This is a genomic window from uncultured Mobiluncus sp. (assembly GCF_947087965.1).
In the GTDB taxonomy this organism is placed as follows: Bacteria; Actinomycetota; Actinomycetes; order Actinomycetales; family Actinomycetaceae; genus Mobiluncus.
Window position 1 is genome coordinate 171,527 of record NZ_CAMUES010000003.1, and the last position, 24,918, is coordinate 196,444.

Here is a 24,918-nt window from a genome sequence, read left to right on the forward strand (position 1 = left end):
AAACAGCATATCGGTGTCACAACGACATAACGGCTAGAGGGCGACTAGCTGCTCTACCTTAGGGGTCTCCTTACTGCGAGCCTGAGCAAGTTCATAGGCGGTCTGCATATCCAGCCACAGACGGGCATTGCCAATTCCTGCGAGCTCAAGGCGTAAAGCCAGATTAGGAGTTAGCGCCGCTTTCCCATTTAAGACGCGCGAAAGCGTAACTCGAGACACCCCCAACTTTCGACTGGCGTCACTGACTGAAATGCCAAGTTCATTCAAGAAATCCTCACGTATTACAGCTCCGGGATACACCGGATTTTTCATACTCATTTTCATCCTCCTCAGTGATAGTCAAGGTAATCAACGAGTTCCACATCTTCACCCGCGAATCTCTACAAATCATTTTCCAAAGATGACGACCCATCCTTTGCGGAATCGTAGGGGTAATCATGAAACCATTTTGCACGTCAGCGAGGTTTAGGGGGCATTTCGTTGCGGTTTTACAACGGTAAGAGGTGCCTCTCTGGGGGTGGAAACATCTGCGTGTAACGACCAGTGCGGTTAGCTAAACGTTAATTGAACGTTAATTGCCGTGCCTCTTTATTTTTAGCATGGGTTTTCATCCTAATATAAACGAAATATGTGGAGCCGCCTGAGAGACGAGCGGCAGCGCGAAGCGTGTGTGCTGCTCGCGCGGGGTGCGGAGTCGTTAAAAAACAGTCCTGTGGACTGTTTTAGACGGAGCTCCAAACAGAAAAAGTGACCCGAGAGTTGACTTGAGTCGCTGTGTAAACAGAGCCGCCTGAGAGAATCGAACTCTCGACCTATTCATTACGAGTGAATCGCTCTGCCGACTGAGCTAAGGCGGCGGTGCGCAAAATGCGCGGGTTTCATTTTAGCCTGAAACACGGGTCGTTCCAAACTGTGACAGGCCGGTGGCAGACCCTGCTGCGGGCGTCAGCGCGAGGCGGGCGTGCCTAATCCAGCTGGCAGGTTTCGCTGTTCGCGGCCTCAATTTTTCCCGAAATCAGATAAGTGTCGGTGATGGTTTTGACACAGCCCGGCGCATAGGAGTTATATGCCGTATGGTTCCAGCCTTGCACGGTCAACAGCTTGGAATGGTCCATCATCTGGTGGGTGTGTTGTGCCATCTTTAGTGGGGTGGCAGGATCTCCGGTGGTTCCAATCAGCAGGATGTCCTCCTCTAACGGGGGATTAACTTCGCGTTTCGCCGTGGTTTTTGCCCTAAATGGCCAGCTTTCCGCGCCGAGGGAACTGTACGAGAAGAATTCTCCGACGGTGGGATAATCCGCCTCCATCTTTGCCGCGTTCGCTTTCCATTGGGCCATATCGCCGACCGGCTCATAGTCCAGTGAATTGATAACAATGAAAGCGTCGGAGGAGTTGTTCTGATACGTGCCGTCCGCGTTGCGTTCGTTGTAATAATCTGCACTGTTCAGAAGGCCGGTGCCATCAGCCTCGTTCAGGGCTTGGTTCAGGGCGGGCAACAGCTGCTGCCACCATGATGCGGTGTTGTACATATTACCGATCAGCCCAGTAAAGGCTTGGGGGGCGGTCAGTTCGCGGCCTCTCTTGGCGGGCATCGGGTTGGTTTTCAGGGAGTCCAGCAGGGCTTTAATTTGTGCCATTCCCGCGTCTACGTCACCGTGCAGCGGACACTGTTTGGTGTGCTTTTGCTGGCACTCGGTCACGAATTCTCGCAGGGAGGCCTCAAACCCGCTGGCTTGCAGGGCAGAAACCTGGTTCATGTTCAAGGATGGATCGAGCACCCCGTCCAGCACCATGCGTCCCACGCGGGAGGGAAAAAGGTCCGCGTAAATCGCACCCAGGTAAGTACCGTAAGAAAATCCCAGGTAGTAAAGCCTGTCGTCGCCAACAGCGGCGCGCATAATGTCCAAATCACGGGCGGTGTATTCCGTGCTGGCAAACCGGGTTATCTGCGGGGAATTCTTGAGGCACTTTTCCCCCAGGGCTTTATAGTCGGCGATATCGGCTGCGCGTCCGGCTTCGGTAGACAGGTCGTAGTAGGTCGAGTTATCCTCATCAAGTTCCTGGTCAGTGCGACATTTAATGGCGGGCTGTGAAGACCCGACACCCCGGGGGTCAAATCCCAGCACGTCGTAATACTTGCGCACCGTGTCGCTAAAGAAATACGCCACATTTTCGGGTTTCATATTTTCCAGTCCCGAGCCGCCGGGCCCGCCGGGGTTCATGATGAGCGTCCCGATACGGGTCTCACGATTGGCGGTATTCAGGCGTTTCATCGCGATCTTGGCGTGTTCGCCCAGGGGGTTTGCATAGTCGAGGGGCACTTCCAGCATGGCGCACTCGAAGTCGCCGCCACAGTTCTTCCACTGCAGGTCTTGGGAATAATACGCGGCAAGGTTCGGCTGGTCCACAGTTTGGGTGGGGCTTGGTGGTTTGGAAGGTTGCGCCAGGGGTTTCTGTGGGGCGCAGCCTGCCAATCCCGCTAGCGCCAGTCCTACGGCAGCCACAATCCCCAGACCTTTTGTCAGCTTGTTCATGTCTTCCTTCCGTTCGCCTAAGCTCATTTTGCCCTATTCCGGTCCACCAGTTCCACACAAAGCGCCTCGATGTCCAAGGTAGCGTTGCCGTTTCCCATCAGGCGGCGCCGAGCCCTGCGAATCGCCTCCAACCGGGCTGTGGTTTGGGCTAGGGGCTGCGGTCCGGTACCGACACGAGATACGTAAGCATCGACCAGCTCACCGGCGGGTCGAGACAGATTGATGCGCGGCTGGGTCGACCCCGCTTGTGCCAGCATGACATCGCGGTAAAAACCCGAAATGTCGCCCAAAACTCGATCCCAAGTGTCAAAGCTGGCCCGCCGGGCTCGCCGGTGCGCATCGGTCTCGCTGAGCTTAGCTCCCCGCAGGGCTGACTTCACATCCCGGGGCAACCTGGAATCGGGCGTGTCGGCCGCCAAACCGAAAGCCTCCAGGACTTTCGCGCGTTCCTCCCGGTCGTTGGCGCCGCGCAGGGCCTCGGCTTGCTTGTCTACCAGTTTCACCAGGGCGGCTGCGGTCCATATCGCCTCGACGGTGGTGTGCATTTGCGAAATCATCCGCAGCATCCCCACCCTTTCGTCACGTAGCTGCGGGTCATAAGCCAAGGCCCGCGCTCGTCCCACGTGCGATTCGGCGGCAGCGGCGACTTCAGCCGCTAATTCGGGACTGATGGAGGCGTCTTGACGAACCAGCAGTTCCGCCACGGCGGCAGGGCTGGGCAGGCTGAGCTGAACCAGGCGGGTGCGGGAGCGAACGGTCGAGAGCACGTCGGCGGCGCTGGGGGCGCACAGTACCCAGATGGTGCGTTCGGGCGGTTCCTCAATGGATTTCAACAGCAGGTTGGAGCTGTATTCGCTCATGCGGTCGTAGTCCTCGATGATGATGATGTTCCACGGTCCGCGGACGGGCCGCCGGTAGGCCTGCTGGACCAGGGCTTTCACATCATCGAACTTGATTTCGACCATTTCGGTGGTCATGACGCTGACATCAGCGTGGGTGCCTTGGCGCACGTCGCGGCAGGCCGCACAGATTCCGCAGCCGGGGTTGTCCGGGTCCTCACATTCCAAGGCGGCCGCGAAGGCTTTGGCGGCGGTGGAGCGTCCCGATCCGGGCGGGCCGACCACCAGCCAGGAATGTGTCATGGCCGCGAGGTTGGTGCCTGTGTCCGTCCGCGTAGCTGGCGCGGCGTTTTCCACAGAGGTTACGGGGTCAGCAGGGCGGTCTGGGGTCGCGATTAGGTTTCGGGCGGCCACGGCTGCCTGGGAGAACTGCGAGATAGCTCGGGTTTGTCCGGCTACCTCGGCCCACACGCCGCCGCTGGGGTTGATGCTCATGGGTTCACTGCCACTTTCCGGCTCACCAGGACTTGATGACCGGCAGGAGCTGAGCCAGGCGTAGCCGCACCTGGGTGGCGATTTCCTCTACCGGGAGGCTCGCGTCAATGACCAGCCAAGTATCCTGGCCGTCACTCATCCGCAGGAAGTCATCCCGGACGCGCTTTTGAAAGTCGAGTCCGGCGCGTTCCATCCGGTCCGGGCTGCCCAGGGACGCATCGGCAGCTTGGCGAGCCGCCGCGACCTCAGGGTCCAGGTCCAGCAGCACCGTTAGATTCGGAACTAATCCCCCCGTCGCCCACATGGACAAATCGCGGATTTCCCTGGCTCCGAGTTCCCGCCCGTGCCCCTGATAGGCGATGGAGGACGCGAGGTAGCGGTCAGTTATCACGACTTTGCCGTCGTTAATAGCGGGAATGATGAGTTTGTGCACGTGTTGGGCCCGGTCAGCTGCAAACAGCAGCGCCTCGGCGCGAGCCGATACGTCCCCCGCGTCCAGCAGCAGTTGGCGCAAGGCCACCCCCAGGTCGGTCCCGCCGGGCTCACGCGTCTCGACGACTTCCCAGCCCTGTTCCCGCACCCACGAGGCAGCCCGCGCGATCTGGGTGGTCTTGCCCACTCCGTCGCAGCCCTCAAACGCCACAAACAGACCCTGGGTGGGACGAATTTCAGCCACGCGGCCAAAATCAACGTTAGTTTGCGGGCGAAACTCGCCCATTCCGAGCGCTTCTGTAAACGACATATCCACATCCTAACAGTCGACCCGAGGGCAAAATTTTACTCCTATTATTGAACAGCCTAAAAAGCTATTAAACTGAAATTGTGAAGGTTTTACTTTTGGGAAGCGGCGGGCGTGAGCACGCGTTGGCCAGGGCTATTGCGAAATCAAATCTGTTGGAGAAACTGTGGATTGCCCCCGGTAATCCCGGTACCGCCGCGGTGGGCGAAAACGTGGAATGCGTGGCTGATGACCCGGCACAAGTGCTGGAACTGGCCCAGTCTCTGCGTCCCGACCTGGTGGTCATTGGGCCGGAAGCCCCGCTGGTCAAAGGGGTTGCTGATGTCCTGCGTGAGGCGGGTTACCGAGTTTTCGGTCCCGGACGTCTGGCCGCCCGCCTGGAGGGCTCGAAAGCGTTCGCGAAAACGATAATGCGCCAGGCGCGGGTCGCTACCGCCGCCTCGGTAGCCTGCCGCACCCTGGACGAGGCACGGGATGCTTTGCAGCGTTTCGGGACTCCTTACGTGGTGAAGCAAGACGGTTTGGCTGCCGGCAAAGGCGTGGTGGTGACGTCTGACTTTGATACCGCCGTGGCCCATGCCGCCGCCTGTATTGAAGCGATGGCGAATCCCCACGAGCCCGCCGTCGTGATTGAAGAATTCCTGGACGGTCCCGAAGCCTCGGTGTTCTGTATCTGCGATGGTCACGAGGCCATTGCTCTGCCGGCTGCCCAGGATTACAAACGTGCCTATGACGGTAACGAGGGGCCTAATACGGGCGGCATGGGTGCTTACTCGCCGCTACCGTGGGCTCCAGAGGATCTGGAGCAACGGGTGGCCCAAGAAATCGCCCTGCCGGTGTGTAACGTGCTGGCTAACCAGGGCTGTGAATTTATCGGTTTGCTGTACGTAGGTTTGGCTTTGACTTCGCGCGGTCCACGGGTGGTTGAGTTTAATGTTCGGTTTGGAGACCCGGAGACCCAGTCGGTGCTGGAACGCCTGGACACGGATTTATTGGCGCTGTTGGCAGCGGCGGCAGACGGTAACCTGGCGGCGGCTGAACAGCTCAAGGTCAGCGATGACGCGGTGGTGAATGTGGTGTTGGCTGCCTCCGGTTATCCGCAGGCACCCGTGAAGGGCGGTGTCATCACCGGTCTAGAGGCCGCGAGTCAGGTGCCTGGGGTTCACGTTATTCATGCGGGTACGAAGGTCGACGATTCCGGTCAGGTAGTTGCCAACGGGGGGCGGGTACTGTCAGTAGTCGCGCGGGGAAGTGACCTGAATGAAGCCCGGAAACGCGCTTATCGGGCACTAGAGAGCATCAACCTGGAGAATTCGCACTACCGCACCGACATTGCCGAGTTTTGAAACCACTGTGGCGCCGCGGCTCATGCCGGGGCGCTGAAAGGTCATCGTGGTACCGAAAACCGAATTTTAGGATTCCTTGGGGTCGCCGATAGGGGCCTGTAACGGCCAGTCCTGATCCTCGAGCACGACCTGTATCGCACTCATGTTCTCTGGGTTGATAACCAGGGGTGCCAGCAGGTTTGCCGTGTGGGGGTACGAACCGGATGCCGGGTGCACAATGACCAGGATAAAGGGCTCTTCGCCGTCTTTTATCTCGACACGTTCCTTCGCGGAGGAGGGAATCATCGGGGTGTATCCGTCAAAGAATGCCACCGGGGGGACCGCGAATAGACGAACATTGGGGTCAATGATGGACTTCAGGGTCCACAAAACCCCAGTTTCGTCAACCGCGGAGAGGCTAAAATCCAGGTGGCTTTCCAGGCCTGGCATGGGCCGAACCATCCGGATTTTGAGCGTCGGAAATTCCTCGCCGTCGCCGGCTTGTTCAGTGTTTTCGGTAACTTCGTCGTTGGTGCTCATCGTAAGTAGTCTAGCAAAGTTGGCTGCACGACACGCTGCGTTGAACTTAGAGATGCTTGATAAGCCATCGAAGCCAGGGACATGTCAATCGTGACCTTTTGGATGTCGATATCCTCTACGTCAGAAATCTGGCCTTTGACCTGCTGCAGGTCAAAAACGACGCTGTTTTGCGCTTCCAGAACCTGCTTGTGCCGGGCACCGACCGCGGATTGCGCTTCCTGGAGTTTCGCGAAACGTTCACCCAGTTCCTTTTGGATGGACTCAATCTTCTGGCGGTTCTCGCCTGCCGGACCGGTCGGGGATTCCAAAATTTGGGCAGCCGCAATCAGAAGGTTCATGACTGACGGGTTGTTGTCGGTTTTCAGGGTGTTGCCGTCCCATTTAATAGTGCCGGTGCCGAACAGTTTGTTGCCGTCTACGTTGGCTTGCACAGTCGTGTCCGCATCGATACGGCGATCGACAGTCTTAGCGGTGATTTCGTCTTTCTCGGCGGCGAGGAAAATCGTGTCGTGCCCGTCAGAGCCAGTCTTAAACACCAGTCCCTTATCCGAGTTACCGGCAAAAACGGTGCGACCCAGGTAGGTCGAATTAGCCTGCGACATGATAGATTCGGCAATCTTGCGCAGTTGCGCGGCCAGAGCGCCTTGGGATTTATCCCCCAAGGCCCCGTCAATGGAGTTAATCAGCAAGGTCCGGGCTTCCGTGTAACGATCCGCAACGGATTGCATGGCGGCGTCCGAAGTCGCCAGCCAGGAGTTAGCATCGCTGATGTTGCGCTTGAACTGTTCGGTCGCGGCCAGCTCCTTGCGCAGGCGCATAGAGGAGACGGAGGAGGCCGGATCGTCGGAGGCGAAAGACATGCGCTTGCCCGAGGACAGCTGCTTGTTTACATCAGCCAGGCGGTTAAAGTTGCGCTGAATCGTAGCCAGCGTAGTGCCAGCCATCATAGAGGTTGTCATGCGGGTAATCATGTCAGTCACCTACCTAGGTTGATGAGGGCCTCAAGCATCGAGTTAACTGTACTCATGATGCGTGCCGCGCCCGCGTAGGCGTGCTGGCCCTGTATCAGGTTAATAACTTCTTCATTCATGTCAACAGAGCTCTGTGACTTTTGCCGTTGTTCGGCGATAAGCCGCGTCTGCTCCGCCAAAGTGTGCTTGTCGTCGGCGCTCTTGGCGTGTACGCCAATGTCCACCACAGACTTGGACCATTCGTTCATCGCCGAGGTCGGCGCGTCTTGACGGTTGCCCAAAGCCAGGGAAACCGAGCCGTCATAGACCCCGTTGGTGTACTGGCCGGCAGCAATCATCTGGGGGTCTTTGATGGCGACGGACAGGCGCATGGCGGCCGGTAGCGTGTTGTCGGTGGCGGCGAACTTAAAGAAGTCTCCGCCGTCCTCTTTTTCGTTTTCATACACGATGGCAGAGCCTTTATGGTTTTTTTCCAAATCGGCGACGGTCTTTTTAATTTCCGCATCGTAGGCTTCGTCCGTCGGGTAGTCGCTGCGCTTTAGCGTGGGGCCGATGGGTTCCTGGCGATGCGGGTCATTTACGTCCTTGGACAAGTCCACTTTGTAGAACTTGGTTTCTTTGGTCACCAGGGTTTTGGTGTTGTTCGTCCCGCCTTCGCCGGTGTTGTTGGCATGAATCGCGTTGATTTCCGTAGCCAGGTTCGTCGCCAAGTCGTTGTAGAGCTTGCCGGTTTCCGCCCAAGCCCCGCCGTTGCCGATGGTGCCGGAAACTCCGGGGAACTGGGCCGGTTTCAGGTTTTGCATCAACCCGCCGATGGTGCCGTCCTCGATGGCGACCATGTGTCCGCCGAGTGCCCAGCGCAGGCGCACCGGACCCTCGTCCTTCATAAAAGTAAAGTCGGTAAAACCCTGCTCGGTGCCGGCTACTTTGGCATCTTTCAGTTTCATCGTGCCCTCTTGGACAGCTTTCATATCGTAAAAGGCCACGTACTTGGTGCCGACTTCGGGATCGCCGGATTTCAGGGTCTTTTTCACGCTACCGTCAGCGTTCAGAATCTTGTCGCCGACTTCGTAGCGCTGTACATGCGCTTGATATTGCTGAATTTGCTGGCCGTGGTAGGGAAACATCGTACCGGTATCCTTGCCCCCGGCTTTCAGCGCATCAACCGCGGCCTTGTACTTGTCTCGCGGAGCCGAGTCAATGCCGGCCATATCGCGCGCACCTTCCACCTCAAAGTGGTTCACGTAATCTTTGCCGACCAGGGAGTTCCCGCCGAGCATGACTTCCACGGTGCCGTCGTCGTAGGCCTGGCCAATCATATTGGGGTGTGGCGCGTTTTCTTTCGTGTACACCGAGTAGCCCTGGCGGACGGTCGCGCCGGTCAGCTTGGAAATATGCATAATCAGCTGGTCGCGCTCATCTTTCAGGTGGTTGACCGCGCCGCTAACGTTGCCGCCAGCCACGGTAGCCTTGCGGATACGGTCATTGAGCTTTTGGACAGAATCCATCGTGGTGTTCAAGTCTGCCACCAGCGCCTCGAGCTGTTCGCGCCCGTTCTTCCACAGGTCATTAATGTGCGTGTAGCCGGTCTTAATATTGGTGACCAAGGCTTCAGCGGCCCCCAGAGTGGTGGCGCGCGCCCCGCGGTTATCGGAGTTATTGTTGACGTCTCCCCAAGACTTAAAGAAAGTACGCATGGAATCGGACACGGACATCCGACCCAGCTCGTCCATCGCAGACTCGATGCCTTTCCAAGCGATGCTGGTCTCTTTGGTGCCGGCGGCACGGCCGGTCTCTAAACGCAGTTTCGCATCCAAAAAGAAATCGTCGAGCCGACGGATACGGGTAATCTCTACGCCGCCGCCCTGGGGGACGGAACCTGCAAAGATAGACGGTTCCGAACCGATACCGAGAGCCCGCTGTTCGACACGCTGGCGGGTGTACCCAGGAGTGTTCAAGTTGTTGATGTTCTGCCCGGAAACCTCGATGAGACGTTGGGCTGCGTAAAGACCGGTCAGTCCGGCGTTCAGCGAAGAAAACGTTGAACCCATCGGAGTGTCCTTTCCCTAGCCTGTGTGCTTACTCAATCTTTGTGACGCCTCACGCGTCCACGTTTAAGCTCATCGGCTTGAAAGGCTCGGATATGAGAATTTTTTCAAAACCCCGTGTTCTTGTTCTTACATTGAAGTGTCAAGCATGGTGGATTCACCCGTTCCCGAAGCGTGGATTCCCCCGTCCTCACCATAGGTTTCTTCCGCCCCTTGCATACTCATCAGGGTTTCTTGGGTGGCGCGCTGGAGGGAGGACAGGACTTCTTGGTTCGCCTTGGACATATCGGCAATTTCAGAAGTCAGGGAGATGAGGGCTTCGCGGTGTTGGTTCAACAGGGTCTGCCACGGTTCGTCCGCCGCTTCAGCAATTTCTTTCAGGGATGCCTCGGGGGGCAGTCCCAAGTCGACCGCCACGGCTTCAGATTCCATGGAGCGTTCCAGTTCCATCGTCTGGGCTTGCGCAATGACGGCTTCCAGCTCACGAGTGGCGCGTGGCAACCACCGGGACGAGGCTGTGGAAGTAATCAAACGTTCTTCTTCCAGCTTGAACAGCATGACCTCCAGAGTTTCACGTTGTTTCCACAGTTGGCGTGACAATGCGTCTAACGACATAGCGCTCTCCTCCTCAGTCAGCCCAATCGTCAAAGCCTGACTGCTCTTTAGCTAAACTTACCCGCAAAATTGCCAATCACTCAATCCTGATGATTCCTCATTAATCTACCGCTAATTAAATGGTTTAAAAGGTAAACTGACTGGGACTGCACCTGCAATTTTTTCTGAGGAGAGACACGGTGGAGGCTTCACTCGGCGAAGTGAACCGCAACGAGCTAATTGAAAAAAACCTCCCCTTGGTTGGTTACCAAGTGGCGGAGTTGTTGCGCCGTGTCCCGTCTTTTGTACAGCGCGAGGACCTCGCTTCGGCGGGTTCTTTGGCCCTGGTGCAAGCCGCTAATACTTATGACCCAAAGACCGGTGTGCCGTTCCATCGTTACGCGGTTTACCGGATTCGCGGAGCCATGCTCGACGAACTGCGTTCCATGGACTGGGCGACCCGCGGGGCTCGTCAACGCACCAAACAGCTGGAGGAAATGACCTCTACCCTCACCGCTGCTGCGGGACGCGCCCCTACGAAAGAGGAACTCGCTTCGGCTCTGGGGGTGGACGTAGAGTCAGTGGAGTCCGCTCAGCAAGATGCCGCCCGCCGCGTCGTCTCTATGGATGCACCCGCCGGTAACGAGGACGACCGGACTTTGGAAGTCCCTGATGAAAGCCCCTCCCCGGAAGACACGCTGCTGGATGACGAACGCCTGGTGTATCTGCGCGCTGCGGTTCGCGCCCTGCCGCAGCGTTTGCGCTTTGTGGTGGAGCAGGTCTTTTTTGAGGAACGTCCGATTCAAGATGTGGCTGACGAGCTGGGAGTAACCCAATCTCGAGTGTCTCAGCTGCGTTCCGAAGCCCTCACCTTGATGCGTGAGGGGATGAATCGCCACCTCGATCCCGAAGCGGCTGCGGAAGAAAACGAGGAAGTTACCGGCATCGTTAAGAAACGCCGCGAGAGCTACTTCCAAAAGATTGAAGATCACGCCGACGAAATGTTGCGTGGAGACCCGGATACGGACCCGGAGATAGAGGACACGCTCATTGCGCCCCCCGTCTCTTCGTCAGCTCGGGGTCGTCCGCGGGATCCTTCCGGGACACCGCGTCCTCGTTCATCGTCTCTGCGTGATTCGTTGTCACAAGTTTCGCCCGGCGCGTCTGCGGGGTCGTCTCCCCATAAAGAGTCGGAAGAGTCCGCTACCGAGGTTGCGTCGGGTACTTCCACCAAGAGCTTCCTGGCTGGTCACGCCCGTGGCACAGCGCAGGCAAAGGCTCGTCTCGAAGCGGAGCAAGAAGCCCAGCGCGCCGCCGAAGCTACCGAGAAACCTAAAAGTAAAGACAAAGCCCGCTTACGTGGTGGCGAATCCGCAGCGGAACTCCCGGCGGAAGAAGAAAAACCACCAACCCCGCCAACCACCTCTTACCTGGGAGGATTGTCCATTCGGCAACAGAATATGCGGGCGGAAGCGCGCCGAAATCGACGAAAAAAATAATTTCCCCTTAATTCTCAGGGATAATGACCGACAATTATGCATGAGGTAGTGTCAGTGGGACACCTGTCGGTGTTCTGAACCTCGGCGTTATCTCAGGATGGGATAACACCTTTTATTCCATGGAAGGAGCACATCATGGGAATTGCATTACCAGGACTGGGCGGGTTCAATACCCAGGGCATTGTTGAAAAATTGATGTCCTTGGAAAAGGTTCCGCTGATAAAGCTGCAAAGAAGGCAAGCGGAATACAAGTCCCAGGTTCAAGTTTTCCAAAATATGAACACCAAGTTCGCCAACATTAAGCGGGCGGCTTGGGATGTTTATGGGCGTGTGGGCAAGGAAAGCGTCCGTTTCAATACTTCAGAAATCTGGGAAGCCGCCAAGGCGACGTCTTCAGATCCGATGGTGGGAGTGACCACTTCGCCCGGAGCCCAAGTTGGCTCGGTCGAATTCGATGTTCTGCAGGTGGCGAAGTCGAAGCAGGCAACCTTGGATCAGGACGCTATCCAGAGCCTCTACGATGCCGCCAAGGCAAAGGGTGGTGAGCCGCCCAAGATTTCCATCATGCTTGGTGACAAAATCACCACGATTTCCCCGACTTCAGCCGATGCCTCGGCGTTCGCTAGGGCTATCAATGCGGCCTCTGGTTCCGGAGTAAACGCTACGGCGGTGCGTGTCGGCGACAATCCCGATGGCACGGGCAAATACTTGCTTCAGATTAACGGGGCTGAAACCGGAGCCAACAAGGGCGACTATAAGATTTTCGCCGGTGACATCACCCAGGGTCTGGGACTGACCGCCAAATCTTCCAAGACGGACGCGGCCACGAACTCGGCTCAGTACGTTTACGAGGATGCTGCCGCTTTGGCCCACGCCGTGGCGGGTACCGGTGCTCAGGAACAGGCTTTGAACATCATCCATCAATCTTCGGATGCCAAGATTCGCCTGCTCGGCCAGGAACGCACCTACGGATCGAACCAGATTCAGATTATGGATAACGTCAAAATTGACTTGTCCAACGTGGTGCAAAAGACGAATGCTGACGGCACCCCGGTCTATACCGATGCCCTGTTAAAAGGTGTTAAGATTAACGCCACGCGGGACTTCGATGTGGCCGCGGGCAAGATGGAAAAGATGATGGGTGCCCTGACGGATGCCCTGACCACCTTAAATAAAGGTATGCAAAGCGTCACCAAGGAAGGCATTGATCCGCTCACCAACAAGCGTTTCACCTATACCGCAGCCGGTCCGCTGGGTAACTCGGAAGGACGCGACCTCAAGAACAAGATTATGGGTCTGGTTTCCAGCGGGATAACCCTTACGGATGCCGAGGGTAAGTCACAGACCTATTCCCTAGCCTCGTTTGGAATTAGCCTCGGAGGTGGTGTCGAAAAAGGCGCAAACGGTAAGTTCCACAGTTCTCAGGTGGAGTTGAAGTTCGATGCCGAGAAGTTTAAGAAGGCTATGGAAAGCGACCCCGAAAAGGTGCAGCAGGTCATGGTGGAGTTCGCCAAGAAGGTTGGGGACATGGCTTCCAAGGTTTCTGACTTTACCGAAGGTACTTTAACCAAGACTATTGAGTCGAAGCAAAGCACGGTATCCTACTATAACAACCGTGTCAGCGAATACGACGATCGTCTGGCACGTAAAGAGGCGCAGCTTTACAAGCAGTATTCCTCTCTGGAGACGATGCTGGCTCGGATGCAACAGCAGCAGGCTTGGTTGGCTGGACAGTTAGCCCAGCTGGGAGGCCAGTAAAAACCGCATAATCTAACATTCTTCGGCTGGGTTTCATACATTGTGAACCCAGCCGAAGTATGGTTAAAGGGTACGTTTTATTTAAGTGGAGGAAAGTATGCAGACCGCCATTAATAGGTTCCAGCAGGACTCTATTGTCACGGCTTCGCCGGCCAGGTTGTTGACGATGCTCTACGACCGGTTGCTGCTTGATATTGGACGGGCTGAGAAAGCCCTGCGCGGTCAGAACCGGGTTGAAGCGCATAAAAATCTGACTCATGCCCAGGACATCATCGCCGAGTTGATGTCGTCCCTGCGGATGGACGTGTGGGACGGCGCTGAGGGTTTGATGGCTTTGTATGTGTATGCCATGAAAGAACTGGTCAACGCCAACGTGCAGGGCGACGCTGATAAAGCTCAAGAGATTCGGGAGCTGTTTGAACCGCTGGCGGACGCGTGGAAACAGGCGGCCGCACAGTTGGAAGCGGAGGAAGCAAAGTCTGTGGGGGTAGCTAAGCCCGGTGAGGTGAAGCGCAATTCACGAGGTGATTTGGGTGTCGGCTAAACGCGATAACTCCTCGGGGTGGGAGGACGAGCTGGATCGGTTGGAAGCTCAGATTGCTGCGGACAGCCGGAAGCTGGCTGCAGGTCAGGTTCCTTCCGATGAGTCGGGTTGGCAGCCCCCGCGGTTGGGGCCGTTACCTCCGGATTTGGCTCCGCGAGCGCGTCAGGTGCAAAAGGACTTGTCGGAGCTGGGGAAACAAGTCACGTCTGCCATGCGTAAGAATCAAGAAGAGCTGCGCCGCGCCGGGGAAGAACGCGATAAACTCCGCAAGATTCCTCCTGAACAGAAAATCGAACCAGGTCCCCGGTATTTAGATTTAGAGGGGTAAAAGCGCGGGGCGCACTCAGGGGTGTCGCCACCGTTTGCGTTCATGGGGAACTCTCAGGAAAGCGTCTTTTCCTGAGAGTTCTCTGAGTATTCGGGCAAAAAAGCAGTAAAACCGCTGAGTAAATGCATACAAATCAGGTAGTGTGACTAACATCACACCCGGGATGAAAGTCCTAACTATGTTCAGTCTATGAACGCTAATGAATTAATTTTGTATCGAAATCTACAGGCTAGTAAAAATTTGTAAGTCTGGGGAAGGTTACCCTAACACTCAGCTAAGCTTCAGAATGTTACCATCTCTAAAGTTTTTGTATCAGAGCTGGTCGCGGGGAAATTCGCGTGAATATACACAAAAATGGCAATAATTTGACAGCGGGAGAAAAAATCTATGTCGGAGCGGGCCGCATAATATGCTGAAAAACAACTGAACAAAGTGCCGTTTAGCTTTATAGATATAGAAACTTTTGATGAACGAAAGCTGCCGATTTGAAAGCTGACATGGTGGTAAAAATACGACGCTGAAAATACGGTAAGTTACAGCTGTGTAATCTTCCAGAAACCCTATTTACTAGGGCATATAGTCCAGGCATTTGTATTAACAAAAACCTAATTAATGTAAAAATAGTGGGGTTCGCAGATACTTCCCATGAACCCCAAAACAAATTAGCAAAACTCCTCGACAATCGCTTGGGAACTGCCGATACTGAATATGTCAGCGCAAAAAGCACTGAACCGCTAGCAGGAAGTTATGCGGGTAATGAGGATCGAAGGAATGATCCAGCGAGAGAACATGTGAGGTCGTCATGTTTGATTCTGTTGGTTACGTAGCAATGCGAACCGCGCTGGATGGATTGTCCATGCGTCAGCGAGTCATCGCCGACAACATTGCCAATATTCAGACGCCGGGATTCTTATCTGGCAAGGTATCGTTCGAAAGCGAACTGGCTCGTGCCGTCGAGTTCGGACACCCTGCTACCACGCATATCGCCACTGCCCGCTCTTTGGAGCCCACTCGTATAGACGGTAACAATGTCAACCTGGACACTGAGACCATCTCCAGCGTGGATACGGTTCTTCGCTTTCAGCTGGCTACCCAAGCAATCAGTGGGGAATACACCAACATTCGCTCTGCCATGAGGACGACATCATGACCACGTTTGGAGCAATCGGTATCGCTGGAACCGGCATGACAGTCAACCGTAAATGGTTGGACTGCATCTCGGATAACATTGCCAACATCAACACCACCAAGCCTATGAACGAAGAGGCCTTCCGGGCTCGCTACGTCGTGGCTCAGGCTGTTGATTACGGGCGTCCAGCTGGCACGATGGTATCGGGCATTGCGCTCGGTGGCACCGACGGCCGGATCGTGTACGACCCCCGCGATCCGAACGCGAATGAAGAAGGGTATGTCCGCCACCCTGATATTGACTTGGGATCACAGATGACCCAGTTGATTATGGCGCAAAGGGCTTACCAGGCAAACGCTGCTGTGGTGGATCGTGCAAAGTCCACTTACGAAGCGGCATTGCAAATCGGGAGGTAAGTAAGCCATGCCTTACTCTGTAGACGGTATTGGTAGCAAGCTGACCAGTTCCTTGACCGGAACCCAGCAGCTGACCAATAACTTAGTACAATCCCTTGGGTTCTCACGTTCCGCAGCCACCCAAGCCGGTCCGGCGCGTCTTGGCACCAATGCCACGCACATCGTCCCGACTGGCACCGGTCTGACTCCGTTGGGTGGAGATGTCCGCGATGTCGCGGAAACCTCTTTCGGCAATGTTTTTGCCGATGCGGTGTACAACATGCAGCAACGTGAGAGTACCGCCAAGAAGCTGGGTGTGCAGGCCCTGACCGGGCAACTCAATGATGTCCACCAATACACTATTGCAGCCGCAGAATCCCAGCTGACTATGGAACTGACCTCCACTATACGGAACAAGGCAGTTGACATGTTCAACGAGATTATGAGGATGCAAGCATAATGCCACCGGTCATCGTAAACGCAGTAGATAAAGTCAAAAGTACCGTCGGCCAGTTTTCTTTAGGCCAAAAGACCCTGTCGATTATCGGGGTAGCCGTGCTCATCTTGGGCGGCGTGGTGCTTTACTCTTGGGTGGCACGCCCCGACTACACCACCCTGTACTCCGGCTTGACGGATAAAGATCAAGCCGCCGTCACCGAACAGCTCGATTCGCAAGGCATCAAATATCAGGTCGCCGACAATGGTGTGGTCAAGGTGCCGGCAAAAGATGTGCAGAGCGCCCGTATGAGCTTGGCGGCCGCCGACCTGCCCGCACAGCCCACTGCCGGTTATGCCGTTTTGGATAACCTGGGCGTCGCGGCTTCCGACTTCCAACAGCAAATGGCCAAGAAGCGCGCCCTGGAAGGTGAGCTGGCCAAGACCATCGACACCATGGATGATATTGAAAAATCTTCGGTCGCCCTGGCTATTCCGCAGGAATCCGTATTTGCCGACCCGAAGAAACCCGTTGCTACCACCGCTTCTGTGACCATCACCCCGAAGAATCGCAAAGACGTTTCCAATGACACGGTGCAAGCCGTTATCAACATGGTTTCCGCTTCCGTGCCGAACTTGGATAAGTCGGGAGTGACCGTGGTCGATACGCTGGGTAACAGCCTGTCCGACAAGGTCGAAGGCGGTACGGCTGCGGCTTCGGAAATGGAAAAGAGTTTGGTCGCCAAGGCTTTGGCGGTAGTGGAACCCCTGGTGGGGGTCGGTAATGCCCGTGTCTCGGCGCAAGTTGACCTCTCACAAGATAACCAGGTTAAGACCACTCGTATCTTTACCGATCCGGAGGGCGGGGTTAAGCAGTTGTCCGCCTCGAACGCGGCCGAACAGTACAGCGGCGGCGGGGCCATCGTTGGTGGCGTGCTGGGGCCGGATAACATTGCCAACCCTTACGAGCTGAACGGCAATAACGGCGGTAACTACTCCAACACCCAAAACGTGCAAAACAACGCGGTCAACGAAGAAGTGACCCAGTCCACTCGTGGACCCGGAGCGGCGCTGCGCAAGTCCGTGTCGGTTGTATTGAATCAAGATACCGCCCGGCGCTTGGACATGGCGCAAGTGCGTGACATGGTGGCGGCGGCTACCGGCATTGATGCTGCTACCGGAGACGTTGTAAATATCTCGCGTTCTCCGTTCGACGACACGGCAAAGAAAGCGGCTGAAAAGGCTGCTGCGGCTGAAGCTGCCGCGGAGGCCGCAGCAAAGACCGCCTCCCTGATTCGTCAGGCGGTTATTGCCGGATTGATTATCTTGCTGTTGATTATCATCGCGGCGGTGGCCAAGAAGCGGGCCAAGGCTCGCGAACGTGAGGCTTTGGACCTCGGCGAGCTGGATCAGCTGCCCGATCCTTACACCTTGAGCGCTCCGGAGGAAGAAGCTCTGGAGATTGAGGCGGCCACGATTCCGGAACCTGAACCGGAGCCCGAGCCTGAACCGGAGCCCGAGCCTGATCCAATCCTGCTAAAGATTGAAGCCAAGCGCGAGGAGATTGCCGAACTGGCTCTCGACAAACCGCAACTGGTTGCTGAGCAGCTGCGCGCTTGGATGGGAGGTCACTAATCATGGTAATGTCACAAGCACTGACTTTGAGCGGGCTACAGAAAGCTGCCTTGCTGCTGATTCAAATCGGTAAGGATCGCGCTGCCCGCGTCATGAGCGAGATGACTGACGATGAGGTCGAGGCGCTGTCAGCTGAAATCTTGCGGATGACCAACGTACCTCGCGAAATCACCGCGGACGTCATCGATGAGTTCTATGAAAACTCCATAGCATCGGCAAGTTTGCAGCTGGGCCACGGCGGTCTGGACTACGCCCAGAAAGTTCTGGAACAGACTTTCGGCAAGGAAAAAGCTGCGGAGATCATGGAACGCCTGATGCAGGGCATGCAGGGGCAGCCCTTCGATTTCCTGAAATCCGCCGACCCGCGTGAAATCGTGACTTTGGTGTCCTCCGAGCACCCCCAGACGATTGCCCTGGTGCTGGCGCACCTGCGTCCGGATCACGCCGCGCGTGTCATGGCTGGTCTGGGTCCGAAACTTCAAGGCGATGTGGCAGTGCGCATCGCTCAGATGGAACGGGCTAACCCCGAAATGGTGACTCTGGTGGCCGCTTCCCTGCAAAAGAAGGCTGAGCAGGTCATTAACTCTGAAGAAATGCAAGCTATCGGCGGTGTCGAACCGCTGGTCGACATCATCAACCGGGCCGATCCGGGTACTGAAAAGATGATTCTGACCGGGCTGGAAGAACGTGACGAGGACCTGGCTGATGAAGTCCGCTCCCGGATGTTCGTCTTTGAGGACATCGTTATGCTCGAAGATCGGGGTATTCAGCTGGTGCTGCGTCAGGTCGACGGGGCTCGCCTGGCGATGGCCCTGAAGGGCACGAACGAAGATCTGCGTTCTCGCTTGATGAAGAACCTCTCCGAGCGTGCTCGCCAGAATGTCATGGAAGAAATCGACATGCTGGGCAGCGTGCGCATGAGCCAGGTTCAGGAAGCTCGTTCCGAAATCGTCCAGCTGATTCGCAAGATGGAGGAATCTGGCCAAATCGTCATCCGCCGCGAGGAGGAAGACGAATATGTGGCTTGATCAGGACCTCTTGGAGGTCAAAGAAAACCAGCGACGCGGCGGTGCGCCCAATCCGGTGCCGCTATCCACCGCTACCGGGTCGGCTACGGCGGGAGCGTTCCGTCTGACAGGCGCTTCCAACCAGGCCAAAGGCGACGACAAATCCACCCAGGCCTTCGGATACGCCAAAGGCTTTTCTTCCGGGTGGGCTGCCGGTCAAAAACGGGCGACTCGCGAAGCTGAACAGGAACGCAACATCCTCAATGAGGACGCGCGCCTGGCGGAAGAAGCCCGCACCGAGGCTTATGTGGATGCGATGGATGAAATCCAGGCTATTGCCGATGCGGTTTCCTCCCGGGACGCCCTGGTCATCGAAGACATGAAAGCCGCGCTGATGGAAGCGGCAGTGGATTTAGCGGAAGCCCTGATCGGGACGGAGCTATCCGATGCGCCGACTCGCGCCAAGGCGGCGTTAAAGCGGGCTTTGTCTATGAATGACCCGAAAGACATTGTGAAGGTCAATATGAACCCACAGGATGTGGCTACGCTGACCAGCTTGGGTGTGGATTGCCCGGTACAGCTGGTTCCCGATTCGGAACTGGATCCGGGCGACGCAGTGGCTTACATGCCGGAGGGTTTGCTGGATGCCCGGCTGACTTCGGCTGTGCGGCGTGCGCGAGAGGCTCTGGTGTCCGCTCAAGCAGCCGAGGAGTGAGCGTCTTGGAGCTGGCCACTTTACCCTCTTTTGTGAGTTTGCTGAACGCCTCGCGCCCCCAACGAGTCGGTGAGGTGGAGTCCGTTGTAGGCCTGTCTGTGCAGGTCCGCGGCTTGCAATGCTCTGTGGGTGAAGTCGTGCTGGTTGGCGATGACCCGGGAGTTCCCGCCGAAGTGGTGGCGCTGGACGCGGGCATCGCCTCGTGTATGCCCCTGGATAATCTGGACGGTTTGCGGATTGGTTCTCCGGTTCGCGGTACCGGTCTGCCGGCCACAGTTCCGGTCGGTCCGGCTCTGCTGGGTCGGGTCATTGATGCGGCGGGTCGTCCGCTTGATGGTAAAGGCCCTATCTATGCGGCTGACCGGGTACCGATTCACGGGGCCGCTCCCAACGCGTTGGAGCGCGCCCGGATTGATATGCCAGTCGCGATGGGGGTGCGGGTTTTGGACACCCTGGTGACCTTGGGACGAGGCCAGCGCATTGGCCTGTTTGCCGGTTCCGGGGTTGGCAAATCGACTTTGATGTCGATGATTGCTCGCGGCACGAATGCCGAAGTCTGTGTTATCGCCCTGGTGGGCGAGCGCGGGCGGGAGGTCCGGGAGTTTTTGGAAGACGACTTGGGCGAGGAGGGTCTGTCCCGTTCTGTCGTGGTGGTGGCGACTTCTGACGAGTCCCCGATGTTGCGCAAACGCGCCGCTTTCACTGCCACCCGGGTCGCTGAGTACTACCGGGACGCGGGCCGCCACGTCTTGCTGATGATGGATTCCCTGACGCGTACCTGCATGGCCCAGCGCGAAATCGGGCTGTCCGTAGGCGAACCGCCCGCCACTCGCGGCTACCCGCCTTCGACTTTCTCGATGATGGCTCAACTGTTGGAACGAGCCGGTTCCGGTTCAGTCGGGTCCGTGACCGGCATCTACACGGTGCTGGTGGATGGGGACGACCACAACGAACCCATCGCTGACCAGGCGCGCTCCATCCTGGATGGGCACGTGGTGCTGGATCGGAAACTGGCGGTGGCCGGGCACTATCCGGCTATCGACGCCCTGGGCTCCATCTCCCGGGTGGCTACCAAAGTCACCACCCGGGAACAACAGGAGGCCGCTACCGCCCTGCGTCAGATTATGGGGGCAAAGCGTTCGGTCCAGGACCTGCTGGACGTGGGGGCTTATCAGGCGGGCACGAACCCCGAAGTGGACACGGCGGTGAAATATGATGCCGACATCGAAGCGTTCCTGACTCAAAAGACCGATGAGAAGGTCGAATTCGACGCGGCTTGGTCACAACTGTTTGATCTCTATCAAGCCTTCAAGTCTGAGAAAGCGGCGTAGGGGGTGTAGTCAATGGTAGATCGCGCGTTCCGTCTTCAGGGTTTACTCAATTTACGCCAGCTCCAAGAGGATCAGGCGGCGGGTCGTCTCGCCTCGGCTCACGCGGACTTAAACCACGCTGACCAGCAGCTGTCCTCGGCGCGGGCGCGGCTCGGCTCCATGCAGACTACCGGGGCCACAAACCTAGCTGTAGCTGCGGCGATGCGTAACGCGGCGATGATGCAGATTCAAGAGGGCATTGCTCGAAAAGAGTACGCGCAAGCGGTAGTGGATCGGCGTCAGGATGAATGGCAGGGGGCTCGTCGCCTGACTGCAACCTTAGAAAAACTTGAAAATCGTCATGCGGAAGAAGTTATTGCCGATGACTTGCATAAGGAACAGGTTGTTCTTGATGAGCTTGCGTCTCACATGGGCAACACTGGCAGTGCCACGGAAGGCAAAACCGGTGCGGAACCACGTATTCGCACGATAAGGGAAACGCTCCCGAGTGAGTCTGTGACAGGCTCAACCGGTCAGCAAAGCCCTGTTTTTGCCAAGGGAGGTCAATTGTGAGCCTGGCTAGTGTCCAGTCAAGAATCAGTGCGATTCAAGACATGATTAATGCGTTGAATAATAACGGCCGTCCACCGGTCTCGGTGACCGAGAGTGGGGCGGCAAAATCAACGTCTAAAAATTCCGAGACCACGGGAGATTTCAGCACCAAGTTGGCCAGCCAAATTTCCGCAGCCAATAAGGCCACTCCCACCCGGACTTCCGGTAAAGGGCAGATTCAAGGAGCGCCCGGGACCGCTGAGGCTTTCGTGGAAAAGGTTCGGTCCTACATCGGGGTGCCCTACGTGTGGGGCGGTACCGACCCCGCCAAGGGGCTGGATTGTTCCGGATTGGTGCAAACTGCCGCCCGGGAAGTCGGCGTGACTTTGCCGCGCGTCACTTACGATCAGCAGCACTCCGGCGTGGAAGTTGACGGCATTGAGAATGCGAAGCCCGGCGACCTGCTGATTCTGCGCAACTCCGGACACGTGGCAGTGTATGTCGGCAACGGCAAGGCGATTCACGCGCCGCGCCCGGGCAAGACCGTAACGGAAGCCAACGTTTCTGACTTGGGTCCGATTGTGACCATTCGCCGCGTGATGCCCTCCGCGGGAGATGCTCCGGGGGCACCCGTTTCGACTGTAAACGCGCCGAAGGCTCCGGAAACCGCCAAGGCCGCTTCCCACGTCACTCCGTCCGTGGAAGATTCCGATAAATCAGAGGCCCCGGCCGGGGTCACCGCGAACGCGGCTTTCCGAGATAACGGCAGTGCGGTGGCACCTTCGCCGGATGCCGTGGCGGCGGGCTTGGTGAGCTTGCTGGGAGCCTTGGGCAATGCGGCTTTGGCTCAAAATAACGCGGCTTCCGGTCCGGCTAACCGCGGTGCGGCGAACCCGGGCAATCCGTCTGCGGACCTGGCTGCCGCGCTGGTGGGAGCCCTGTCAGGAGCGGGAGCGGGCACTGCCGGTGCGAATCCGCTGGCCGCCTTGATGGGAACCGCGAACTCGAATAATTCTTACAGCTCGACCCTGCTCAGCCAGTTCTTGGGCGGCTCCTCACTGTACGGCTCTAACGCGGCCGGCGGCTTGGGGGCATTGGCCGAAAACCGTGGCACGATGGGAGCCAACGCGAGCTTGAGTAATACCGCGTCGTCCTTGAGTGCGTTGGGCGCCCTACGTTCATCTTTGGGGGTGTGACATGATTGATATTAAGAACACGAATGCGGCCGCGGTGGCTGCCCAAATGGCTTCGCAGGGTGCGAAAGCAGCCGACACCACCGCTTTTGAGTCCCTCATGAGTGCGTTGGCGACCGAAGCTCGCACTCCCGATGAAGGCGTGGTGCGCCGTGGGGAAAACCACCCCGGCTCGGCTCGTGATTCCCGCCCTGCTCCGGCAAAGCCTTCCCGTGTCGGGGCGACCGAACCGGGAGCGTCGGTGCGTCCGTCCCGTACGCGTCATGACAATCCTGGTCAGCCTGGTAATGTCCGGGCTGACAAGCCCGAGCGTCCCGAACGCCCGGAACGTCCGGGGCGCCCCGAAAAAGTTGCGGCGAAGGATTCGACCACCCCAAAGGATCGCGCTGATGAAACGAAACCGGCCGATGAGCCGGCTCAGGACACCACGAAATCGGCCGATACTGAACAGACTGCGGAAACCACCCCCGCTGCGGACACCGCCGCAAATGTCGCGATTGCGCCGCAAACCGGGACGGATGTGGCCGCAGAGATTGTGGAAACGCTGACGGAAACCGCTGAAACGACCCCGGAAGTGGTCCCGGAGGAGTCTGCCGTCCCCCTCACCCCGGAGGAAACCACGGCACAGACCCCAGCGCCAGATATAGAAACGGAAACAGTAGCGTCTGAAACTGAGGAACCGGCTTTGACTCAGCCCGAGGCCGCTCCGGACACTCCGGAGCCCTCCGCTACCGTGGTCCAGACGCCGCAGACAGAAAAACCGATAGACGGGGCAGACATCGCCGCCCAGCTGAAATCCGGTAAAGCCCCGTCACTGATTCCGGCAAAACCTGAGGTCGCAGCTCCGGTGGTGCCTGAAGCAACCGAGCAGCTAGAAATAATGTCCGAAGCCTTGGCGGCGGTCGGGCAAACAGCTGGAAACACCGCGAATGCAACCGCGGCGGGAGCGTCCAATGCGGGTAGCTCCGCGGTGAGCGCCGTGTCCGGCACCTCGGCTCAGACGACCCCCGTGGCGTCTGCCGCGCCGGCCGCTGCTCCGGCTGCCTCCGCCCCGAACCCGGTGGCCCAAGCCGCTCCGACTTACGCCCCGAACTTGAGCCAGCAGCTCTTTGACCAGATGCAGCACCAGCTGTCGCGGTTGAAAGTGTTGGGTCAGGGTCAGCATCAGTTGAAGTTAGCCATCAACCCCGAGACCTTCGGTCCGGTGCGGGTGGCGGCGAACTTCCACGCTGACGGCACCGTGCATCTGCAGCTGTTGGGAGCTTCGGAGGCGGCGCGCGACCAGCTGCGCCAAGTGCTCAGCGACTTGCGCCGTGACCTGGCTTCCACCGGGTTGCAGGCGGATTTGGATGTGGCGGAAAACGCCCAAGAGTTTGCCCAGTTCACGGGCGCTGGAACCGGTTCTTCCGAGAGGGAAACCGGTCAGGCTGGCCAGGCGGGCGCAGCCGGTACGGATGGATCCGAAACTGAACCAGAAGACGTTGTGTCCAGGCCGAAGGTGGGTGACGTCCTGAAGGACGGCACTGATGGTTCGGTGGATATGTTCGCGTGATTGTGAGGAGAACACTATGCCAGTTGATGCAGTAAGCGCCGGCGCCAATCCGATTGTGGATAACTACACAATCGGGGCGAACGCCAAAGCGAAAGAGGACGCGAAAACCCTCGCCACCACCAAGGAAATGAGCGATGCCGAAAAGCAGGCCCTGTTCCTTAAGAAAATGAACGAGGGACAAAAGACCGATAAGGCTGCTCAAACGAAGGAAAACCCCGGCAAGCTGGGCAAGGACGACTTCATGAAGTTGCTGTTGGCGACGTTGAAGTACCAGGACCCGACCGAGCCGATGGATACCGCGAAGCTGCTGGAACAGACCTCGACCATGACGAACATGGAACAGATGATTCAGATGACCGAGGCCTCCAAGAAGTCTTTTGAGGCTCAGCAGCGCGCCCAGGGTACGACCATGGTCGGCAAGACGGCCGTGTATGACGCCGTTGATGCTGATGGCAACGCCGTGACGACCGCGGGCAAGATTGAAGCCGTGGAGTTCCTGGCTGACGGCAAAGTCTTGGCCCACATCGGCAACCAAAAGGTCGACATGAGCGACATCCTCGGTATCGCCGACCCGACTGATGACACGCCTTTGGATAAGGCCATCAAGGACGCCGTGCAGGAGGGCAAAAAGACAGGCGCGGCCACCGAACCCAAGAACACGCCGGCGGCTTCGGGAACCGCCACTGGAACCACCCCGAACCAGCCGGGAGCCACTCCCGCCCCGGCTACACAGACCACTAATCAAGGAAACAACACTCCAGCCCCCGCGGCTTCATAGAGC

24 protein-coding genes and 1 tRNA gene are annotated in these 24,918 nt (G+C 57.5%); 16 read left to right on the plus strand and 9 right to left on the minus strand.

The window, feature by feature from the left end:
* Nucleotides 1-33: 33 nt before the first annotated feature.
* From Q0V70_RS04695 to tmk, 5 genes are all read right to left on the minus strand, one after another.
* Nucleotides 34-318 (minus strand): HigA family addiction module antitoxin, encoded by a 285-nt coding sequence (locus tag Q0V70_RS04695; RefSeq protein WP_297588968.1) that lies wholly within the window; start codon nucleotides 316-318, stop codon nucleotides 34-36.
* Nucleotides 319-784: 466 nt separating this feature from the next.
* Nucleotides 785-857: transfer RNA gene (locus Q0V70_RS04700), tRNA-Thr, on the minus strand.
* A 108-nt stretch (nucleotides 858-965) separates the two neighbouring features.
* Complete coding sequence (locus Q0V70_RS04705; protein ID WP_297588972.1) at nucleotides 966-2,534, minus strand: alpha/beta hydrolase; 1,569 nt, start codon at nucleotides 2,532-2,534, stop codon at nucleotides 966-968.
* Nucleotides 2,535-2,557: 23 nt separating this feature from the next.
* A complete protein-coding gene (locus Q0V70_RS04710) occupies nucleotides 2,558-3,868 on the minus strand; it encodes a DNA polymerase III subunit delta' (protein WP_297588974.1) in 1,311 nt (436 codons plus the stop codon).
* A 22-nt stretch (nucleotides 3,869-3,890) separates the two neighbouring features.
* Complete coding sequence (tmk, locus tag Q0V70_RS04715) at nucleotides 3,891-4,610, minus strand: dTMP kinase (RefSeq protein WP_297588977.1); 720 nt, start codon at nucleotides 4,608-4,610, stop codon at nucleotides 3,891-3,893.
* An 80-nt stretch (nucleotides 4,611-4,690) separates the two neighbouring features.
* Between tmk and purD the strand changes: the two genes are divergently transcribed.
* Entirely contained in the window at nucleotides 4,691-5,953 is a 1,263-nt protein-coding gene (gene purD / locus Q0V70_RS04720) for a phosphoribosylamine--glycine ligase (RefSeq protein WP_297588981.1), read from the plus strand.
* Nucleotides 5,954-6,019: 66 nt separating this feature from the next.
* Here the strand turns inward: purD and Q0V70_RS04725 are convergent, their stop codons facing one another.
* The 4 genes from Q0V70_RS04725 to Q0V70_RS04740 form a co-directional block, all read right to left on the minus strand.
* Nucleotides 6,020-6,472: a flagellar assembly protein FliW gene (locus Q0V70_RS04725; protein ID WP_297588983.1), complete on the minus strand. Its 453-nt coding sequence runs from the start codon at nucleotides 6,470-6,472 to the stop codon at nucleotides 6,020-6,022.
* Nucleotides 6,469-7,443, minus strand: coding sequence for a flagellin (locus Q0V70_RS04730; RefSeq protein WP_297589191.1), 975 nt, complete (start codon nucleotides 7,441-7,443; stop codon nucleotides 6,469-6,471). The genes Q0V70_RS04725 and Q0V70_RS04730 overlap by 4 nt, the downstream gene beginning before the upstream one ends.
* Nucleotides 7,444-7,448: 5 nt before the next feature.
* Nucleotides 7,449-9,494, minus strand: coding sequence for a flagellar hook-associated protein FlgK (locus tag Q0V70_RS04735; protein ID WP_297588985.1), 2,046 nt, complete (start codon nucleotides 9,492-9,494; stop codon nucleotides 7,449-7,451).
* 126 nt (nucleotides 9,495-9,620) lie between these two features.
* Complete coding sequence (locus tag Q0V70_RS04740; protein ID WP_295027952.1) at nucleotides 9,621-10,106, minus strand: flagellar protein FlgN; 486 nt, start codon at nucleotides 10,104-10,106, stop codon at nucleotides 9,621-9,623.
* A gap of 179 nt (nucleotides 10,107-10,285) precedes the next feature.
* Here Q0V70_RS04740 and Q0V70_RS04745 point away from each other — a divergent pair, with 179 nt between their 5' ends.
* The 15 genes from Q0V70_RS04745 (at nucleotide 10,286) to Q0V70_RS04815 (ending at nucleotide 24,915) form a co-directional block, all read left to right on the plus strand.
* A complete protein-coding gene (locus tag Q0V70_RS04745) occupies nucleotides 10,286-11,584 on the plus strand; it encodes a sigma-70 family RNA polymerase sigma factor (protein ID WP_297588989.1) in 1,299 nt (432 codons plus the stop codon).
* Between the two features lie 135 nt (nucleotides 11,585-11,719).
* Complete coding sequence (gene fliD, locus Q0V70_RS04750; RefSeq protein ID WP_297588992.1) at nucleotides 11,720-13,342, plus strand: flagellar filament capping protein FliD; 1,623 nt, start codon at nucleotides 11,720-11,722, stop codon at nucleotides 13,340-13,342.
* A 97-nt stretch (nucleotides 13,343-13,439) separates the two neighbouring features.
* Nucleotides 13,440-13,886, plus strand: coding sequence for a flagellar export chaperone FliS (gene fliS / locus Q0V70_RS04755; RefSeq protein WP_297588994.1), 447 nt, complete (start codon nucleotides 13,440-13,442; stop codon nucleotides 13,884-13,886).
* A complete protein-coding gene (locus tag Q0V70_RS04760; RefSeq protein WP_297588997.1) occupies nucleotides 13,876-14,214 on the plus strand; it encodes a transcriptional regulator in 339 nt (112 codons plus the stop codon). The genes fliS and Q0V70_RS04760 overlap by 11 nt, the downstream gene beginning before the upstream one ends.
* A gap of 802 nt (nucleotides 14,215-15,016) precedes the next feature.
* On the plus strand, nucleotides 15,017-15,364 hold the full coding sequence (gene flgB, locus Q0V70_RS04765) for a flagellar basal body rod protein FlgB (RefSeq protein ID WP_297589001.1): 348 nt from the start codon (nucleotides 15,017-15,019) through the stop codon (nucleotides 15,362-15,364).
* Entirely contained in the window at nucleotides 15,361-15,759 is a 399-nt protein-coding gene (gene flgC, locus Q0V70_RS04770) for a flagellar basal body rod protein FlgC (protein WP_004007579.1), read from the plus strand. The genes flgB and flgC overlap by 4 nt, the downstream gene beginning before the upstream one ends.
* A 7-nt stretch (nucleotides 15,760-15,766) precedes the next feature.
* Complete coding sequence (locus tag Q0V70_RS04775) at nucleotides 15,767-16,198, plus strand: flagellar hook-basal body complex protein FliE (RefSeq protein ID WP_297589004.1); 432 nt, start codon at nucleotides 15,767-15,769, stop codon at nucleotides 16,196-16,198.
* Nucleotides 16,198-17,808: a flagellar basal-body MS-ring/collar protein FliF gene (gene fliF / locus Q0V70_RS04780; RefSeq protein WP_297589007.1), complete on the plus strand. Its 1,611-nt coding sequence runs from the start codon at nucleotides 16,198-16,200 to the stop codon at nucleotides 17,806-17,808. The genes Q0V70_RS04775 and fliF overlap by 1 nt, the downstream gene beginning before the upstream one ends.
* Nucleotides 17,809-17,816: 8 nt before the next feature.
* Complete coding sequence (gene fliG, locus Q0V70_RS04785; protein WP_282922615.1) at nucleotides 17,817-18,836, plus strand: flagellar motor switch protein FliG; 1,020 nt, start codon at nucleotides 17,817-17,819, stop codon at nucleotides 18,834-18,836.
* Complete coding sequence (locus Q0V70_RS04790) at nucleotides 18,826-19,530, plus strand: FliH/SctL family protein (RefSeq protein WP_297589010.1); 705 nt, start codon at nucleotides 18,826-18,828, stop codon at nucleotides 19,528-19,530. The genes fliG and Q0V70_RS04790 overlap by 11 nt, the downstream gene beginning before the upstream one ends.
* Nucleotides 19,527-20,861: a FliI/YscN family ATPase gene (locus Q0V70_RS04795; protein ID WP_297589013.1), complete on the plus strand. Its 1,335-nt coding sequence runs from the start codon at nucleotides 19,527-19,529 to the stop codon at nucleotides 20,859-20,861. The genes Q0V70_RS04790 and Q0V70_RS04795 overlap by 4 nt, the downstream gene beginning before the upstream one ends.
* Before the next feature lie 12 nt (nucleotides 20,862-20,873).
* Nucleotides 20,874-21,413, plus strand: coding sequence for a flagellar export protein FliJ (locus tag Q0V70_RS04800; protein WP_297589016.1), 540 nt, complete (start codon nucleotides 20,874-20,876; stop codon nucleotides 21,411-21,413).
* Nucleotides 21,410-22,588 carry a C40 family peptidase gene (locus Q0V70_RS04805; RefSeq protein ID WP_297589019.1) on the plus strand — a complete coding sequence of 393 codons (1,179 nt, stop codon included), beginning with the start codon at nucleotides 21,410-21,412 and terminating at the stop codon, nucleotides 22,586-22,588. Before Q0V70_RS04800 ends, Q0V70_RS04805 begins: the two co-directional genes overlap by 4 nt.
* 1 nt (nucleotide 22,589) lies before the next feature.
* Nucleotides 22,590-24,137 (plus strand): flagellar hook-length control protein FliK, encoded by a 1,548-nt coding sequence (locus tag Q0V70_RS04810; RefSeq protein WP_297589023.1) that lies wholly within the window; start codon nucleotides 22,590-22,592, stop codon nucleotides 24,135-24,137.
* Between the two features lie 16 nt (nucleotides 24,138-24,153).
* A complete protein-coding gene (locus Q0V70_RS04815) occupies nucleotides 24,154-24,915 on the plus strand; it encodes a flagellar hook assembly protein FlgD (protein WP_297589025.1) in 762 nt (253 codons plus the stop codon).
* The last annotated feature ends 3 nt before the right edge of the window (nucleotides 24,916-24,918 follow it).